10 protein-coding genes and 5 pseudogenes are annotated in these 15,891 nt (G+C 69.9%); 6 read left to right on the top strand and 9 right to left on the bottom strand.

Going from position 1 to position 15,891, the window contains the following annotated elements:
* Positions 1-19 precede the first annotated feature (19 nt).
* Both TNCT6_RS28975 and TNCT6_RS28980 read right to left on the bottom strand, forming a co-directional pair.
* Positions 20-938 (bottom strand): annotated as a pseudogene (locus tag TNCT6_RS28975) (zinc-binding dehydrogenase).
* A 50-nt stretch (positions 939-988) separates the two neighbouring features.
* Positions 989-1,965: pseudogene (locus TNCT6_RS28980) on the bottom strand (aldo/keto reductase).
* 202 nt (positions 1,966-2,167) lie between these two features.
* Here TNCT6_RS28980 and TNCT6_RS28985 point away from each other — a divergent pair.
* Together TNCT6_RS28985 and TNCT6_RS28990 are read left to right on the top strand one after the other, a co-directional pair.
* Positions 2,168-3,076, top strand: a complete 909-nt coding sequence (locus tag TNCT6_RS28985; RefSeq protein ID WP_141363672.1) for a helix-turn-helix transcriptional regulator — start codon at positions 2,168-2,170, stop codon at positions 3,074-3,076.
* A gap of 101 nt (positions 3,077-3,177) precedes the next feature.
* Positions 3,178-3,660, top strand: coding sequence for a DUF5994 family protein (locus TNCT6_RS28990; RefSeq protein WP_172633077.1), 483 nt, complete (start codon positions 3,178-3,180; stop codon positions 3,658-3,660).
* 2 nt (positions 3,661-3,662) lie between these two features.
* Here the strand turns inward: TNCT6_RS28990 and TNCT6_RS28995 are convergent.
* The 4 genes and pseudogenes from TNCT6_RS28995 to TNCT6_RS41145 form a co-directional block, all read right to left on the bottom strand.
* Positions 3,663-4,840 (bottom strand): annotated as a pseudogene (locus TNCT6_RS28995) (PP2C family protein-serine/threonine phosphatase).
* 111 nt (positions 4,841-4,951) lie between these two features.
* Positions 4,952-5,497: a DUF5994 family protein gene (locus TNCT6_RS29000; RefSeq protein ID WP_253266256.1), complete on the bottom strand. Its 546-nt coding sequence runs from the start codon at positions 5,495-5,497 to the stop codon at positions 4,952-4,954.
* A 199-nt stretch (positions 5,498-5,696) separates the two neighbouring features.
* On the bottom strand, positions 5,697-6,671 hold the full coding sequence (locus TNCT6_RS29005) for an STAS domain-containing protein (protein ID WP_141363676.1): 975 nt from the start codon (positions 6,669-6,671) through the stop codon (positions 5,697-5,699).
* 260 nt (positions 6,672-6,931) lie between these two features.
* Positions 6,932-7,089, bottom strand: a pseudogene (locus TNCT6_RS41145) (UDP-N-acetylglucosamine 1-carboxyvinyltransferase); the annotation flags it as partial.
* Between the two features lie 184 nt (positions 7,090-7,273).
* Between TNCT6_RS41145 and TNCT6_RS29015 the strand changes: the two are divergent.
* Together TNCT6_RS29015 and TNCT6_RS29020 are read left to right on the top strand one after the other, a co-directional pair.
* Positions 7,274-8,524 carry an IS256 family transposase gene (locus TNCT6_RS29015; RefSeq protein ID WP_141355757.1) on the top strand — a complete coding sequence of 417 codons (1,251 nt, stop codon included), beginning with the start codon at positions 7,274-7,276 and terminating at the stop codon, positions 8,522-8,524.
* Positions 8,521-8,988 (top strand): hypothetical protein, encoded by a 468-nt coding sequence (locus TNCT6_RS29020; protein ID WP_141355759.1) that lies wholly within the window; start codon positions 8,521-8,523, stop codon positions 8,986-8,988. Before TNCT6_RS29015 ends, TNCT6_RS29020 begins: the two co-directional genes overlap by 4 nt.
* A 328-nt stretch (positions 8,989-9,316) precedes the next feature.
* Here the strand turns inward: TNCT6_RS29020 and TNCT6_RS29025 are convergent.
* Positions 9,317-9,580 (bottom strand): annotated as a pseudogene (locus tag TNCT6_RS29025) (GlcNAc-PI de-N-acetylase); the annotation flags it as partial.
* Between the two features lie 311 nt (positions 9,581-9,891).
* Here TNCT6_RS29025 and TNCT6_RS29030 point away from each other — a divergent pair.
* Both TNCT6_RS29030 and TNCT6_RS29040 read left to right on the top strand, forming a co-directional pair.
* Positions 9,892-11,412 carry an MDR family MFS transporter gene (locus tag TNCT6_RS29030; protein ID WP_141363678.1) on the top strand — a complete coding sequence of 507 codons (1,521 nt, stop codon included), beginning with the start codon at positions 9,892-9,894 and terminating at the stop codon, positions 11,410-11,412.
* Between the two features lie 602 nt (positions 11,413-12,014).
* The gene (locus TNCT6_RS29040) at positions 12,015-13,604 is read left to right on the top strand and encodes an SMI1/KNR4 family protein (protein WP_253266257.1); all 1,590 of its coding nucleotides are present in this window, start codon (positions 12,015-12,017) and stop codon (positions 13,602-13,604) included.
* An 87-nt stretch (positions 13,605-13,691) separates the two neighbouring features.
* On the opposite strand, the gene TNCT6_RS29045 is transcribed toward TNCT6_RS29040, so the two are convergent.
* Positions 13,692-14,960 (bottom strand): IS256 family transposase, encoded by a 1,269-nt coding sequence (locus TNCT6_RS29045; protein ID WP_141366885.1) that lies wholly within the window; start codon positions 14,958-14,960, stop codon positions 13,692-13,694.
* Positions 14,961-15,129: 169 nt separating this feature from the next.
* The gene (locus TNCT6_RS29050; protein ID WP_172633078.1) at positions 15,130-15,870 is read right to left on the bottom strand and encodes a class I SAM-dependent methyltransferase; all 741 of its coding nucleotides are present in this window, start codon (positions 15,868-15,870) and stop codon (positions 15,130-15,132) included.
* Between the last annotated feature and the right edge of the window lie 21 nt (positions 15,871-15,891).

Below are 15,891 nucleotides of genomic sequence, written 5' to 3' on the forward strand. Positions count from 1 at the left end.
TGCGGGTGGGAGGGGGGAGTCAGGGGCGGATGAGTGCCTTGAGGACCTGGCGGTCGGCCATGGCCTGGTAGGCGTCCGGGGTCCGGTTGAGGGGGAAGGTCTGGTCGAAGACGCGGCCGGGGGCGATCGTGCCGTCGAGGACGTCGGGCAGCAGTTGCTCGATGTAGGCGCGGGCCGGGCTGGCCCCGCCGGTCAGGGTGATGTTCCGCATGAACTCGGCCGGGCCGATCGGCCCCTGCTCGTACTGCGGGACGCCCAGGCGGCTGATGGTGCCGCCGTCCAGGACCGCGCCCAGGGCGGTGTCCAGAGCCTGGCGGGTGCCGACGGCCTCGATCACCTTGTCCACGCCGCCGGTCAGCTCACGGATGCGGGCGATGCCCTCCTGGCCTCGCTCGGCGACGACGTCGGTGGCGCCGAACTCCCGGCCCAGGCCGGTGCGCGCCTCGTGCCGGCCCGCGAGCACGATCCGCTCGGCGCCCAGCCGCTTGGCGGCGATCACCGCGCACAGGCCGACCGCGCCGTCCCCGACGACCAGCACCGCATCCCCGCGGCCGACGTCGGCGGTGACCGCGCCGTGGTGGCCGGTGGTCATCACGTCCGACAGCGCCAGCAGGGACGGCAGCAGCGCGGAGTCGGCGGCCACCGGCAGCTTCACCAGGGTGCCGTCCGCATGCGGAACTCGGACGGCTTCGCCCTGCCCGCCGTCGACGCCGTCGAAGCCGTACCGGCCACCGTTGCGGCACGAGATGTGCAGGCCCTTGGCGCAGTAGTCGCAGGTGTTGTCGCTGTAGGTGAACGGGGCGACGACCAGGTCGCCCGCCTTCAGGCTGGTCACGTCCGCGCCGGTCTCCTCGACGACGCTGAGGAACTCATGTCTTCGGGTCGGGCCGGTCCTCGACGCGGACGTCTCCGGCTCCGTACATCACTGCTGCACGCATAAGAGGGGGTTACTCCAAACGGGAGGTGGGCTGTCGCGCCGGGGACGAGATCAGCGTTCGAGCATCTGTGCCTGGGCTTCGGTGTGGGTGTCGCCGGCGGCGGGCGGCAGGCTGCAAGCTTGTCGAGCTGCTCGTCGGTCAGCGTGATGGCGTCGGCCGCGGTGTTCTCCTCGACGCGGCTGACCCGCTTGGTGCCGGGGATCGGGGCGATGTCGTCACCCTGGGCGAGCAGCCAGGCCAGCGCCACCTGCGCGGGCGTGGCGCCGACCGCGGCGGCCACGGCCTGCACCTCGTCGGCGATTGCGAGGTTGCGTTGGAAGTTCTCGCCGGTGAAGCGCGGGTTGCCGCGCCGGAAGTCGGAGGCGTCGAACTGGTCGGTGGAGTGGACGGTGCCCGTCAGGAAACCCCGGCCCAGCGGGGAGAACGGCACCAGGCCGATGTTCAGCTCCCGCAGAACGGGCAGGATCTGCTTCTCGATGCCGCGGGTCCACAGCGAGTACTCGGACTGCACCGCGGTGACCGGCTGGACGGTGTGGGCGCGGCGGATCGTGTCCGGGCCGGCCTCCGAGAGACCCAAGGCGCGCACCTTGCCCTCGGCGATCAACTCGGCGACGGCGCCGGCGGTCTCCTCGATCGGCGTGTTCGGATCGACCCGGTGCTGGTAGTAGAGGTCGATGTGGTCGGTGCCCAGCCGCTTCAGGGAGCCCTCGACGGCAGCGCGGATGTTGGCCGGGCTGGAGTCCAGGTTCCAGGCGCCCTCGCCCCCGTGGGAGACCAGACCGAACTTCGTGGCCAGCACCACCTGGTCCCGGCGCCCCTTCAGCGCCCGTCCGAGCAGCTCCTCGTTGGTGTAGGGACCGTAGATCTCGGCGGTGTCGATAAGCGTGACACCCAGCCCCAGCGCCCGGTGCACGGTCCTGATCGACTCCGCATCGTCGGTGCCGGAACCGCTGTAGCCGTGGGACATCCCCATCGCACCCAGCCCGATCCGGGAAAGCTCCAGGTCACGCGGCTTGATGTACCGCATCTCGCTCTCTCCGGTTCATGTCGTTGCGCAGCCCCTCACCTGGGCCCGAAGCCTGCTGTGGTTCGAGCGGCGGGGGTGCCGCGTCTTCCTCATTCACCTTGTCCCGGATTGCGTGTGGGTGGCAGGGCGGGCTCTTCGGGGGTAATGACAGGGCCCCCCCACCGACCCGTGCAGCGGCTGGCCGGCGGGCGAGACTGGAGCCATGGCATCCGAGAGCGCGAACAGCGAGGGAGCCGAGCTGGGCCGCTACCTGCGCGCCCGCCGCACCCAGACCAGGCCCGAACACGTCGGCCTCACCGTCGGCGCCGGCATCCGACGCACCCCTGGCCTGCGCCGCGAGGAGCTGGCCACCCTCGCCGGAATCAGCATCGACTACTACGTGCGCCTGGAACGCGGCAAAGAGACGCGCCCCAGCCCCTCCGTCCTCGATGCGCTCGCCCGCGCCCTGCACATGGACGACCAGGAGCACCAGCACCTGCGTGAGCTCGCTGCCCGGGCTGCCCGTTACGCCCCCGAACCCCCGCCCGCCCCGAGCCGCACCGTGCGCCCCCACCTCAAGCTGCTGCTCGAATCGCTGCGCCCGAATCCGGCCTACGTCATCAGCCGCAGCATGGACATGCTCGCCTGGAACCCCGGCGGCCTCGCCCTCTACGCGGGCCTGGACGACTGGCCGGCCAAGCATCGCAACCTCGCCCGTTACCTCTTCCTGCACCCCGCGGCCCGCGACCTCTTCCAAGACTGGGACCGGCAGATCACCGCCTGCGTCGCCCGCTTGCGCGCCATCGCCGGAACCGCCCCCGACGCACCCGACCTGACCACCCTCGTCGGCGAACTCCTCCTCAAAAGCCCCGATTTCGCAGGGCTGTGGGAACGCTACGAAGTCACCGGACGCAAGCCCGCCCACAAGACGTTCCAGCACCCCCAGGTCGGCATGCTCACCCTCACAGCCCAGTCCCTGCACGTCGAGGGCACCCCAGGCCAGCGCATCGGCGTCTACACCGCCGAACCCGGAACTCCCGACCACGACGCCCTGCTTCTGCTCGACATGACCGCACCCGCCATGCCCAGCTCAGGCTCCTCGGACAGAAGCACCTCACCCCGACCGAGCTGACCCCCGTGCCCAGCAGGTCGGCGCCCGTGGCACGAGGAGTAGCGTGTAAAAGGCGAGGCGAGTCCTGTGATCGCCCCGATTCCCGAAGACGGGTGATCCTCATGACCGGCTCCGATGCACGGCCTGTTTCCCGGCATCTGCCCAGCGGTGTTCACGAGGCCGTGCAGCCGGGGTGTGCGTTGCTCCGGCTGGAGACCACGGAGTCGCGCGAGGGTGTCCTCGACGGTGCGTGGTGGCCGCGGTCGCGCGACATCGCCGCCGAGCTGCCCGCGCTGCTCAGCGCCCTCACCGGCCATCTCGGCCCCCTCACGCGCGTCGGGCTGGACACCACGGCCTGGGAAGGGCTTCCGACGCGGATCGTCGTCGACGACCGGGTGGTGCACATCGACTCCTTTCCGCTGGGCGACGACACCGTGCTGATCACCCGAGGCGACCAGGACATCTTCTCGCTGCTGGTGGTTCCGCCGGACACAGCACCCGAGGCCGCCCGCGCCGCGATGGCCCAGGCCGTCCGGGCCGACAACGTCACCCAGGCGAATCAGATACTCATCGACATCCGAAGCGCGCAGGTGCCGCCGGAGTGAGGTCAGCCGCGCCACTCCACCAGGAGCAGCGTCGCGTCATCCGTGGTGTGTCCGCCCCGCGCCCGCTTGAGCGTGTGGGACAGGGACCGCGCCACCGCCCGGATTCCGCGGCCGGTTCTCTCCAACTGGTTCACCCAGTCGATCATCAGGTCCTCCCCGAACTCGTCCTCCCCGGTCTTGTGCTCCTCGATCAGTCCGTCCGTGAAGCAGAGGAGGCGGTCCCCCGACTCCAGCTTCATCTCGCTCGTCTGCGGCTGCGGACCCCCGAAGCCGACAGGGAGGGTCGTCGGACCGGTCAGCCGGAGTGTGACGCGGTGATCACGGACGAGCATCGGTGACGGGTGCCCGGCGTTGACCCACTGAAGATGCCCCGTCGTGGTGTCCAGCTGCAGCATCTGCGCCGTGACGAAGTGCTCGGGGCCGAACTGGTCCGCCACTGCGCGGTCCATGAAGGCGTAGATCTCCGGCAGTCCGGTGCCAGCGCGGCGGGCGTGGCGGTAGGCGCCGATGGCCACGGTCGCCATCGTGGCCGCGTCCAGGCCGTGTCCCATCGCGTCGATCACGGCCACGTGGAGGACGTCTCCGTTGAGGGCGTAGTCGAAGCTGTCACCCGCCACGTCATAGGCGGGTTCCAGGATCCCGGCCACTGCGACCCGAGGCATGATCATCGCCAGCGGTGGCAGCAGGGCCCACTGGATCTCGGCGGCGACGCTCATCGGTTCGCTGCGTCGGACACCGAAGAAGAGGTCGGAGTAGCCGTGCTTGGTCACCAGTAGGTCGGCCACCAGGCCGGCGAGCCTGCGCAGCATGCGGCGGTCGTGTTCATCGACGCTGTCCAACGTCACTGCCATGACTCCGACCTGATCGCCGCCGTCCAGCAGCGGCAGCAGGATTCGCACGCCGTCGTCCTCGGGCAGCTCGACGGGGTGAGCGTCGAGAAAGCAGCGGCCCGCCTCCTCGGAGTCGTCGATCACCTGCGGTTCCCCGTCCGTGAGGCCGTCGCCGGGCAGGGGGACGAGCAGCAGTTGGCCGTAGTCCTGCAGCAGCACCTGCGGCCGGCGACCCCCGAGCCGCTCCACCACGTCAGCGACCAATGGCCCTCATGCTCGCGATCGAGGACCTCGCCCAGCAGAGCTTCCCCGAAGCTCTCGGAGCGGTCCGCGCGCTGTCCGGCCGTCATCCCCTCACCCGCCATGATCCGAGTCGATCGGAGCGGCGGGCTGGGACGGTGCAGGGTCTGCCAGTGTCATCGCTCCATCGACGGGTCGTAGATGCCCCGGGACTGGCCCCGTCACCCGGGTCCGTCCGGATCGGGCCTCTCACTGAATCTGAGTCCGGACCCTCCTTCCGACTCCCATGTGTCTTGTCCGTCGAGGCCGCTCTCGACGAGTGCCAGCAGGCGCGGAGCCGACAGTGGGTTCCCGGGGTCGGCGGCAGCGGTCAGCAGCCGGGTGGCGGCTCCGGCCGGCTCGTCCGGGGGGATCACCAGCAGTTCCCAGCGTCCCACGGTGCCGCAGTCCACGGTGATGGCATGCACCTCGGCGGCAAGATCGGTCAGGACCACCTCGATCACGTGGCCGGGCGCCATCACCTCCTGCGGGGCATCGGGCCAGGTGGCGGTCCCCACGGTGACGTGGGTGACGGTGCCGACGCTCGGATCCAAGGAGCCGACCAGCGCGGGCAGCTCCAGTTCCAGTTCGGCGCAGCGCGGCCACCACGCGCCGTCCAGCGGGCCATGGCTGACGCCCGGCGTGAGGCGCAGCCGGGGCAACGGCATCCGGTAGGAGCGGCCTTCATCTGGTGCCGTACCTTCGGCGGGCTCTGTGATGGCGTTCATCGTGCGATCCCGTTCCGGGCGGCTTCCGGCCGCCCGTGTCTGCCACTCGCCGGGAACGGCGCCGCCGTGGTCGTGCGCCCGAAAGCTCTCGGTACGTGTCAGGCTACTCCCGGCCGTGGCGGGCGGCCTGGTGCGCAGCCATTGCGGAGAGGCAGACAGCCGGCCGGTACGACCGCCGGCTCATCGCCCCTCTGCCAAATCATCGGCGTGCCAAGGCCAGCCCTTCGACGGACAGGGTCAGCACACAGGGGGCGACGGCGCCGGGCAGCCCGACGACCTCACCCATGTTCTGCCAACCCCAGGACGAGAAGGCGGCTTGTCCTGCCTGGTCGACAGGATGCAGCAGGGTGACCCCGAGGCAGGAGTGCAGGTCTGTGAGCAGACGCTGCTGCAGGCGGCGGGCGATATCGCGGTGCTGAGCGTGCGGATGGGCCACCACCTGGGTGAGGACGACGAACCGTGCGCGGGAGGTGAGCCGTTGGATGATCCCCTGGAGCGTTCCGTCGAACCCCCGCCGGCCGGAACCGTCAGGACCCACCGGAAAACCGAAGGCGCAACCGACCAGCACCGTCGTCTCTGCGACCAGCAGGGCGAAGCCGGGGCGGTGGGCAGTGACCGCCAGGCGGTGCAGGAAGTCTCCACGGTCGTGGTACGCCTCGCCGGGGGTGCCCGCGACGGACTCCGCAGCCAGGTCCGCGATGTCCTCGTGCATGTCTTCGGCCTGCCAGCGGGTCAGCCGGCGAAGCCGGATCCCGTCCTTGAGGACCGGCTGATCCGGCCGACGAGCGGGGTCCCCGGGCGCCCGCGGCGCGGTACTCAGAAGGTCGCCGGATGCGGTGGGCGGCACGGGACTCACCTGGCCGGTAAGGAGCAGCGAAGTGGATCCGGTGACATCGAGGAGCCGGGTGATCTGCGCGCACGGGTGCTGCAGCCTCAGGCAGGCGTGGACCCGGCCGGCGCGCCGTGATGCCGACTGGAGGACGTCCAGGCCCCCCGCGTCGCAGGAGCCGACCGTGGTCAGGTCGATGTCGATCACGGTGACACCGTCCAGTAGACACTGCTCCAACGCGGCCCGCAGCAGCGGCGTCGTGGCCGGCCCGATGTCACCGGCAAGCGTGACGAACGTCCGCTCCCCTCGGTTCCGCCTATGAATGTCCAGCCGGGAAAGGGTCATCACGCCTCCCCTTGGTGGGGGCGCGGACCCGCGCGGGTGCTCAGTGCGGCCCCAGCCATGATGAGCTCGCGCGGAGTTGCTTCGACCGCGGCGGACATGATGCCGACCCGTCTCCGCGCCGACGATTGGGGCGGCCCGGACTCGTCTCTCGCCGAGGACGACCCGGCATGGCGGCCGGAGTGCGTGATGCCCTCGGTACTTCAACCGTACGTCGGCCGCAACCGGAAGCGGCTGCGCCGAGGGCGCGCCAGGACACTCCCGCTGACGCCGCGAGCGGTGAGGCCGGCGATGAGCAGGGCGGACCCTGTGCGGATGTCGGTGGCCTCCACCTCTGGCCGGTCAGCCGCTGCGGGCCGGTGAAGCGGCACTCGGTGGGGGAGAACTCGTGGAACTCGGCACCCAGGCGAGTCAGGTGGGGGCAAGAGGTTGCTCCCAAAGCGGAGGCATACAGCAGATCAGGCCCGGTGCTGATCTCTCAGAGCAATGCTCAGGACTTGTGGATCGGTTCCGGGAAGGCATGCGGAGGGCGTACCTTCCCGAATGATCCTGTGATGGTCACCGAGTAGGCCCGCGTTCGCAGCGCGGGTCGGGAAGGCACGCCCGTGCTCAGCGTAGTCACCGACGACGGCTCCACCCAGTCCGGCTCCCTGATCGATGAGATTGTGCGTGAAGGCGCACGCCGGATGCTGGCCGCCGCGCTGGAGGCGGAAGTCAACCAGTACATAGCCGAGTTGGCGGCCGAGACCGACGAGGCGGGTCGTCGTCTGGTGGTCCGCAACGGCCACCATCGGCCCCGCACCGTGGTCACCGCGGCCGGTCCCGTCGAGGTCAGGGCCCCGCGGGTGAACGACCGGCGCGTCGACGAGGCGACCGGTGAGCGCAAGCGGTTCTCCTCGAAGATCTTGCCGCCGTGGTGCCGCAAGTCGCCGAAGGTGTCCGAGGTGCTGCCGCTGCTCTATCTGCACGGTCTGTCGTCGGGGGACTTCGTGCCCGCGTTGGAGCAGTTCCTCGGCGGCGCGGCCGGCCTGTCGCCGGCGACCGTGACCCGGCTGACCAGGCAGTGGAGCGACGACCACGCCGCCTTCCAGCAGCGTGACCTGTCGCAGACCGATTACGTCTACGTGTGGGCTGACGGGGTGCACCCCAAGGTCCGGCTCGGCCAGGCGCACTCGTGCGTGCTGGTCCTGCTCGGGGTCCGCCTGGACGGCACCAAAGAGCTGGTCGCGCTGGCCGAGGGGCTGCGGGAGTCCACCGAATCGTGGGCGGACCTGCTGCGCGACTGCCGCCGCCGGGGCATGCGTGACCCCGAGCTGGTGGTCGGCGACGGCGCGATGGGCTTGTGGAACGCCCTGGCCGAGGTCTTTCCCGCCGCCCGGCACCAGCGGTGCTGGGTTCACAAGGCCCGGAATGTATCGAACGCCCTGCCGAAGTCCGCGCAGCCGGGTGCGACCAAGGCGATGCGGGAGATCTACAACGCCGAGGACCGCGCCCACGCCGAGAAGGCGATCGAGGCGTTCGCGAAGACCTACGGCGCCAAGTGGCCCAAGGCCGTCGCGAAGATCACCGACGACCGGGATGAGCTGCTGGCGTTCTACGACTTCCCCGCCGAGCACTGGGTCCATCTGAGGACCACGAATCCGATCGAGTCGACGTTCTCCACGGTCAAGCTGCGGACCAAGGTCACCCGAGGGGCCGGCAGCCCGGCCGCGGCGCTGGCGATGGTGTTCAAGCTGGTGGAGTCCGCCCAGGTCCGCTGGCGCTCGATCACAGGCGCCCACCTGGTCCCTCTCGTCCGGGCGGGTGCCACGTTTGAGAACGGCGCGCTGGTCGAGCGACAGGACCAGGCCGCATGAACCACGACACGCCGCAGGAGGAGCCGGCCGAGCACCTTCGCTTCTGGGACTACCTGAGCGAGCTTGAGCAGGTCACGGAGGCCGACGAGGTCGACCTGGTCGGCGAAGTCCTCACCGACGCGGACCAGACGATGGCCCAGTCCGCCGTCCTGCGGCACCTGGACCGCCGGGCTGCTGACCTCCACTGCGGACACGCCTATGAATCTTGGGCCGAGAAGATGACCCAGGCCACTACGCACTATCCGTTCCTGACCCGACGCCTGCGCGAATGGTCCCTCTTCCGAGCCATCACACTGCGGCAACCGTGGCGTCCGGACGCCCTGCTCGACTCATCCGACTGGCTCCAACTCAAAACAGCCGAAGCGTCGAACGCCGCCGCCCTCGAGATCCTCGCCGACCGCGGCCGCACCAAGCGGATCCGCAACACCGCCCGGGCCAACCTGAAGCAGCAAAGGAGACGCTGACCGCAGTCAACTCATCCACAAGTCTTGACTATTGCTCGATCTCTCAGTACCGGGCCTGACCTGGTGTTACGGCTGTCGGGGTGGCGGGATTCCGGCAGGGACGGGGGCTCAGGGGCCGTTCGGGGCGGCGGCGACTGCGAAGCCGATCACGAATCCGCATGAGGCGGAGATCAGCATGATCAGAAGCGGCCCCGTGTAGCGGCCCAGTCGGCTCACTGCGCGGCCCATCACTGCTTTCACCAGGCGCGCCACGGCCGGGAGATGATCTCTCGGTACGTGTGGTGCGTGGGGTTGCGGCCGCCGTGCTCGAACCGGGAAGGCGGGCGGATCAGCGTAGTCCGGCGAAGAGGTCGTTCTCGGGCACGGCCGCGCCGGTGGTGTCCTGGACACGTACGAAGGTCTCGACGCCCATCAACTCGGTGAACCTCTTCTGGCCCATCTTGAGGAAGAAGATGTTTTCGCCCTGGCTGGCGTGCGCGGCCAGCGCATCGAACTTCTGACCACCGAACGCGGTGGTGTCCACCCAGGTGGTGATCTCCTCGTCGGGGAGTCCGATCTCGGCCATCGCGGCGGCCTCGGCGGGATCCGGCTGCTCCCACTCCCTCTCATCCCGGCTGCACACACCCGGCTACGGCAGCTTGCCGACCAGGCCAGGTCCCTGCGCCGGCTGCCGACCCGTACCTTCGTGATCGGATCATGCAGGTGATCAGTCGATGCCCCCTCAGGGCGCGATGTGCACCACGCTTTAATTCGGGGGTGATCCACTCGGCGATGAGGCACACTCAGGCGGCCGATGAGTTCTGGTGTGCCCGCCGGTCTGTATCGGTGCGACTACCGACCATCCAGTCCGGCGACCCTCGGCTACGGGGCGACTGCGACCAGGAACCCCAGTGAGGTGCTGTCATGTCAGCTGCGATTCCGGAACGACCAACCGCTGCGGAGGCGGGCGGCGGCACACCTATTGTGGTGCGGCTGCTGGTGCTGGCCACGTTCGTGGTGATCCTCAACGAGACCATCATGATCAACGCGATCCCGCGGCTGATGGATTCATTGCACATCACCGAGCAGTCGGCGCAATGGTTGTCCACCGCGTTCATGCTCACCATGGCTGCGGTGATTCCGGTCACGGGATGGTTCTTGCAGCGGGTCACTACCCGGCGGGCGTACGCCTTTGCGATGGGCACCTTCCTCGTGGGTACCGTCGTGTCGGCCGTCGCCCCGGCCTTCGCGGTGCTACTGGCGGGCCGTGTCGTGCAGGCCGCAGGCACGGCCGTGATGATGCCGCTGTTGATGACCACGTTGATGACCGTGGTGCCTGCGCAGAACCGGGGCAAGGTGATGGGCAACGTCACCCTGGCGATGTCGGTGGCCCCCGCGCTCGGGCCCGCCGTGTCCGGGGTCATCCTGCAGGCCGGCTCCTGGCGGCTGCTGTTCGTGGTCGTGCTGCCGATCGCGGCCGGGGTGACCCTGTTCGGGCTGCGCAAGCTGGAGAACGTCGGTGAGCAGCAGGCGAGTTCCATCGACTGGTTCAGCGTCTGCGTCGCGGCGCTCGGCTTCGGCGGGCTGGTGTACGGCCTGAGCCTGGTCGGTGAGAGCGACCGCAGGACGCTCGGCATCGGCATCGCCGCCGCCGGTATCGCGGCCATCGCGGTTTTCGCGCTCCGCCAGCTCAGGCTGCAGCGCGACGGTACGCCGCTGATGGACCTGCGCACCCTCCGGTACGGCACCTTCACCCTGTCCCTGGCCCTGATGGCCATCGGCTTCCTGACGATGCTCGGCTCGATGATTCTGCTGCCGCTGTATCTGCAGAACGTGCGCGGCCTCAGCCCGCTCGAAACCGGCCTGCTGGTCATGCCAGGTGGTCTGGTCATGGGCCTGCTGGGACCGACCGTCGGAAAGGCGTTCGACCGGTTCGGCAGCCGGACGCTGGTGCTGCCCGGCTCGATCGGCATCGCGCTCGCCCTCGCCGGATACGCACAGATTGGATTGACGACGCCGTACTGGCAGATTCTGGGTCTGCACGTGCTGCTGATGGTGGGCCTGGCGGCGACGTTCACCCCGGTCTTCGCCCTCGGCATGGGCGCGCTGCCCTCGCACTTGTACTCCCATGGCAGCTCGATTCTCGGAACGCTGCAGCAGGTCGCCGCGGCGTTCGGCACCGCGCTGATGGTGACCGTGATGTCGTCGCGCACCATCAGCCAGATCGCCGATGGTGTCGCCGCCGTGCCCGCCCAGGTGAGCGGTATGAAACTGGGCTTCGGCGTCGCGGCAGCCCTCGCCGTGGTGACGATCGCGATCGCGGCGAAACTGCCGCAGCGCGTCGCGGGCACCGACACCCCCGCCGATGCCCTCGCCGATGCCGACGCGGGCCCGCCCGCGGACGGGAATCCCGACCTCGGTGAGCGGGGCACCGTCAAGGCGTAGAGGTCCTGACCTATCCCCTCCGACTGCGCACCGATCGCGCTGCCACCCGGCGACAACGTCCGGGCGGGAGCGCGGTCGTATTCAGCGCCGGCTCATGACCGCGAACCGGCCAGGACGTTCACGCAAGGCCAGGCAGCGATGCCCACCCGCCTGGGGCGAGCTGCTTGTTCTTCTCGACCTTGGGGATCGCGAGGGAGCTGCCGCCGTTCTCCGCGCTGTCGATGCCGCCCTTCTTCCACTGCGGCAGTGCGCGACGCGCCGGTCGCCTGCGGCGGACTTGACGCCCGAGGTGCAGCTCGCGGGCATACGGGCGCCCATAGTGAGCGTGTCGATGCTGCCGGGATTGGGATGTGGCCAGCCCTTGATGGCGTTGACAACGAGCCCGCCCCACGAGGTCCTTGTTCGACCTTCATGGCTACGGACAACCCCAACCGCCAGGTACGTCTGTCGTTCCTCGGATAGTTCCGGCGCTCCGCATCGCCGTCGCTCCCGCCTGACGCCCCGCATCGCCGCCGTCCCCGGCCGGCGCCCCGCCGTAGTCGGTACCAGGGGCGCTGTGCGCCCGCAGCCGCCCGTTGTCAGTGGCCCCTGCCAGGATGGCGGTGTATTCCACAGAACGGGAGCAGCAGCGCATGGTCGAGCAGACGGCCCGCCGCATGGCCGAACAGATCGTCGGGAACGCGCCGGAGGGATGGACCCGGGCCGTGCTCTCCGGCCACGCGGGCCGCGGCGGTACCGGGATCACGGGCGGCTACATCGTCCCCGGGCCGCGTACTCCCATGGGGCTGCCCCGGATGCACTCCCGGCTGGCGGAACTCGCGGAGGCGGTGCGCGACGACCGCGGCTGGGATCCCGTCAGCTGGGAGGTGGACTGCCGGCCCTCCGGCGAGTACCGGCTCGTCGTGTTCACGGACTCCGTCGGCCGCGTGTCCGGACCGGGAGGCGGTTACGAGATAGTCCTGGACCCCGACCACCGCCTGCCACAGCCGGGCACGCGCCAGCAGGCGGGCACGGCCGCCCCCGCGGGCGATCCGGAACTGGCAGCGGCGACGTTCCGCGCCTACCTCGAGCGGCGTGCCGCCGTCCTCGGACACGCCGAGGAACTGCCCCCGCCCGTCACCGAGGCCGCGCTCGACGACGCCGAACGCCGTATCGGCCGCCCGCTGCCCGCCGACCTGCGCGCGCTGTACCTGATCGCCGACGGGGACGGCATCGGGTACCGGCACCGCTACCTGATCGAGAACTACGCCTGGCTGCCGCTGGCGAGCCTGGTCGGCGAGTACACCGACTCACGCGAGTGGCAGGACCGTCCCTGGTTCGGCTGGGACCTGGAATGGGACGCCGTGGTGTTCGACACCGCCCCCGCAGAGACCGTCCGCCGCTGCGGAGGCCACCCCGGCTGGATCCGCTTCGCCAGCGGCGAGGACGGCAACTACCTCGCCGTGGACGTGTCGCCCGCCCGTGACGGCCGGCCCGGCCAGGTCATCGCCACAGGCCGTGACTACGACGACGGCCCCGTGTACGCCGCCGACTCCCTCACCTCGCTGCTCCGGCAGCACCTGGAACTGCTGGAGCAGGGCGCCTACGAGACGGACGACGACCACATCTCCCTGCGCCGGCCCGGCTGCGACAACGGCACCCGGCAGATCATCGGCGGTATCCCCGAAGAGGTTCCGCCCACCCTCCAGGCCATCCACGTCAACGACGCCACCGGCACCGTCGACCTCGGCCCGCTCACCGCCGCCCCCGGTCTGCGCCGCCTGCACCTCAACCGCTCCACCACCGCCGACCTGACGCCCCTGCGCGACCTGCCGGTCGAGTCCGTCCGCGTCAGCCTCGCCGGCGGCGACCTCACCGCGCTGGCGGGTCACCCCCACCTCGCGTCGCTCGACCTGAACACCGCCGCTCCGGCCGACCTCACGCCCCTGAGCAGCGCCCCCAACCTGCACGGCCTGGACCTCTCCGGCGCCGGGAAAGCCGACCTGACCGTCCTCGCCGACCTCGTGAACCTGCGCTACCTCGCGCTTGGCCGCCGGCAGTGGACCACGTTGCTCGACCACGGCAAGGTCCCACCCGCGCTGGCCGCCGTCCGCCTTGCCGGAGACGACGTCACCTTCGACGACGCCCTCGCCCTGGCCTCCCGTGTCGGCCTGGACACCGGCGACGCGCTCCGCGTCGCCGGCAGCCTCTGAACAGTCGCGGGAAGCGGGACCGGGTCTATCAGGAATTAGGTGTGATTCGTCTGTTTGGCCTACGAGTTGTTCGGTGGGCTGTTCGGCCTACACTCTTCCGGCGGTGAGCCGGCCGTCGAAGAGGACGTCGAACTCGTTGAGAGCGGACTTCCAGCGGTTGTTCCAGCGCTGGCGGCCGCGGCCGGTGGGGTCGAGGGCGATGGTGGCAAGGTAGAGGCGTTTGAGGGCGGCCTGCTCGTTGGGGAAGTGCCCGCAGGCCTGGGCCGCCCGCCGGTAGCGGGCATTGAGGGACTCGATCGCGTTGGTGGTGTAGACGACCTGCCGGATCGCGTCGGGCAGGCCGAGGAAGGGCACGAACTCGCTCCAGGCCCGTTCCCAGGTTCCCGCGATCGACGGGTAGCGCTTGCCCCAGGTGGCGTCGAAGTCGGCCAGCCGTGCACGGGCCTCTTCCTCGTTGACGGCGGTGTAGACGGGCTTGAGGTCGCGGGCGACGTCGGCCCAGTCGCGGCGGGAGGCATAGCGCAGGCTGGCGCGGATGAGGTGGACCACGCAGGTCTGCACGACGGTCTGGGGCCAGACGGTGTTCACCGCGTCGGGCAGGGCGCTCAGTCCGTCGCAGACCAGCATGAGCACGTCCCGGACGCCTCTGTTCTTGATTTCGGTCAGGACGGTCTGCCAGTACTTGGCGCCTTCCCCTCCGTTCCCGGCCCATAGGCCGAGGATCTCGCGGTAGCCGTCGGTGGTGACCGCGATGGCCACGTAGATGGGCCGGTTGGCGACGTGACCGTCCCTGATCTTGACGTGCACGGCGTCGATGAAGACGACCGGGTAGACCGGATCGAGGGGGCGGGTGCGCCATTCCGCCATCGATTCCAGGGCCTTGTCGGTGATCGTGGAGATGGTCTCCTTCGTGGTCGTCATTCCGTACGTCTGGGCGAGGTGGGAGACAATCTCGCCCGAGGTCAGGCCTTTCGCGGTCAGCGAGATCACCAGGTCGTCCAGCGCGCCGGTGCGGCGGGCGTACACGGGCAGCATCCGGGGCCGGAAGGTACCCAGCCGGTCCCTGGGGACCTGCACCGTCACGGCGCCGACCTCCGTCATCACCTTCTTGGCCCGGTAGCCGTTGCGCATGTTGCCGCCCGAGCGAGATCCGCGCCCGCCGACCCGGCCGGCCTCGGCGGCCAGGTGCTCGTCCATCTCGGCCTCCAGGGCGGCCTGCATCAGATGCTGGGCCAGTTCGGGCAGCAGCCCGCCCTCGCCCATCAGTCTCAGCCCCTCCCCGCGGACCTTCTCGGCCGCGAGCGCGGCCAGCTCCTCCAGCAGTTCGCTGGACAGACCGTTCGGCGACACCGGCATCGACTTCACGTCGGCACCCTGGACACTGCCGTCGGCCACGGCAAGCGACACGCTGCCCAGGGTCTCGATCCGGTGATCCGTCGTCGTACTCATCAGGTGACTCCTTCGGGGAAGATCACACCTGATTCATGACACTCCCGCGGGACCAGGAAGACGGGGCAGGGGTATCTCAGGACGGCTTGCGCCACACGGAGATGTGCTTCGGGGAGTCCTCGGCGAACGGCGCCCCGTCCCAGTCGGCGACGCGCCGTTCCGGTTCGAGTCCCGCGATCCGCGCCATGAGGTCGAGTTCCGCCGGCCACGCGTACCGGTGCCGGGAGCCGGTGCGGCGGTAACGGCCGTCCTCGCCGTCACGGCTGAAGTGGTGCGAGACGAGGATCTGCTCGACGAGGTCGAAGGTGTCGAAGCCGAGGTGCCGGTCGGAGACGTCGAACGGCACCGCGATCTGCCCGGGTGGCAGGAACCGCAGCGGCGGCACGCCCAGCTCGATGACGAACCGGCCGCCGGGCGACAGATGGCGTGCGGCGTTGCGGAAGCACTCGACCTGCTCGTCCTGGGTGAGCAGGTTCGTGATCGTGTTGTAGACGAGGTAGACCAGGCTGAACTCGCCGGGGACGGTGGTCGTGGCCATGTCCCCGAGGGCGACCGGGAGCCTGTCCTCGTCGATCTTGCGCCGCAGGACCGCCGCCATGTGCTCGGACAGTTCGATGCCCACCACGTGCACGCCGCGTTCCCGGAGCGGGACGCCGACCCGCCCGGTCCCGATGGCGAACTCCAACGCCCGCCCGTCACCGGCGAGTTCGGCGAGGAAGTCGAGAGTCGGCCCGAGGAAGGCGGCCGAGGACCTCTCAGCCTCCCCGGCGTCGTAGCGTTCGGCGGTTTCGCGGCTCCACAGTTCGCTGCTCGTCACGGGGGCCACTTTGCCGGGCGG

Source organism: Streptomyces sp. 6-11-2, assembly GCF_006540305.1.
Classification (GTDB): domain Bacteria; phylum Actinomycetota; class Actinomycetes; order Streptomycetales; family Streptomycetaceae; genus Streptomyces.

Coding starts and splice junctions, on each gene's coding strand:
- TNCT6_RS29045 (WP_141366885.1), bottom strand. CDS start 14,960: ATGCCGGTGTCGCCGAACGGTCTGTCCAGCGAACTGCTGGAGGAGCTG.
- TNCT6_RS29000 (WP_253266256.1), bottom strand. CDS start 5,497: ATGAACGCCATCACAGAGCCCGCCGAAGGTACGGCACCAGATGAAGGC.
- TNCT6_RS29020 (WP_141355759.1), top strand. CDS start 8,521: ATGAACCACGACACGCCGCAGGAGGAGCCGGCCGAGCACCTTCGCTTC.
- TNCT6_RS29005 (WP_141363676.1), bottom strand. CDS start 6,671: ATGACCCTTTCCCGGCTGGACATTCATAGGCGGAACCGAGGGGAGCGG.
- TNCT6_RS29030 (WP_141363678.1), top strand. CDS start 9,892: ATGTCAGCTGCGATTCCGGAACGACCAACCGCTGCGGAGGCGGGCGGC.
- TNCT6_RS28990 (WP_172633077.1), top strand. CDS start 3,178: ATGACCGGCTCCGATGCACGGCCTGTTTCCCGGCATCTGCCCAGCGGT.
- TNCT6_RS28985 (WP_141363672.1), top strand. CDS start 2,168: ATGGCATCCGAGAGCGCGAACAGCGAGGGAGCCGAGCTGGGCCGCTAC.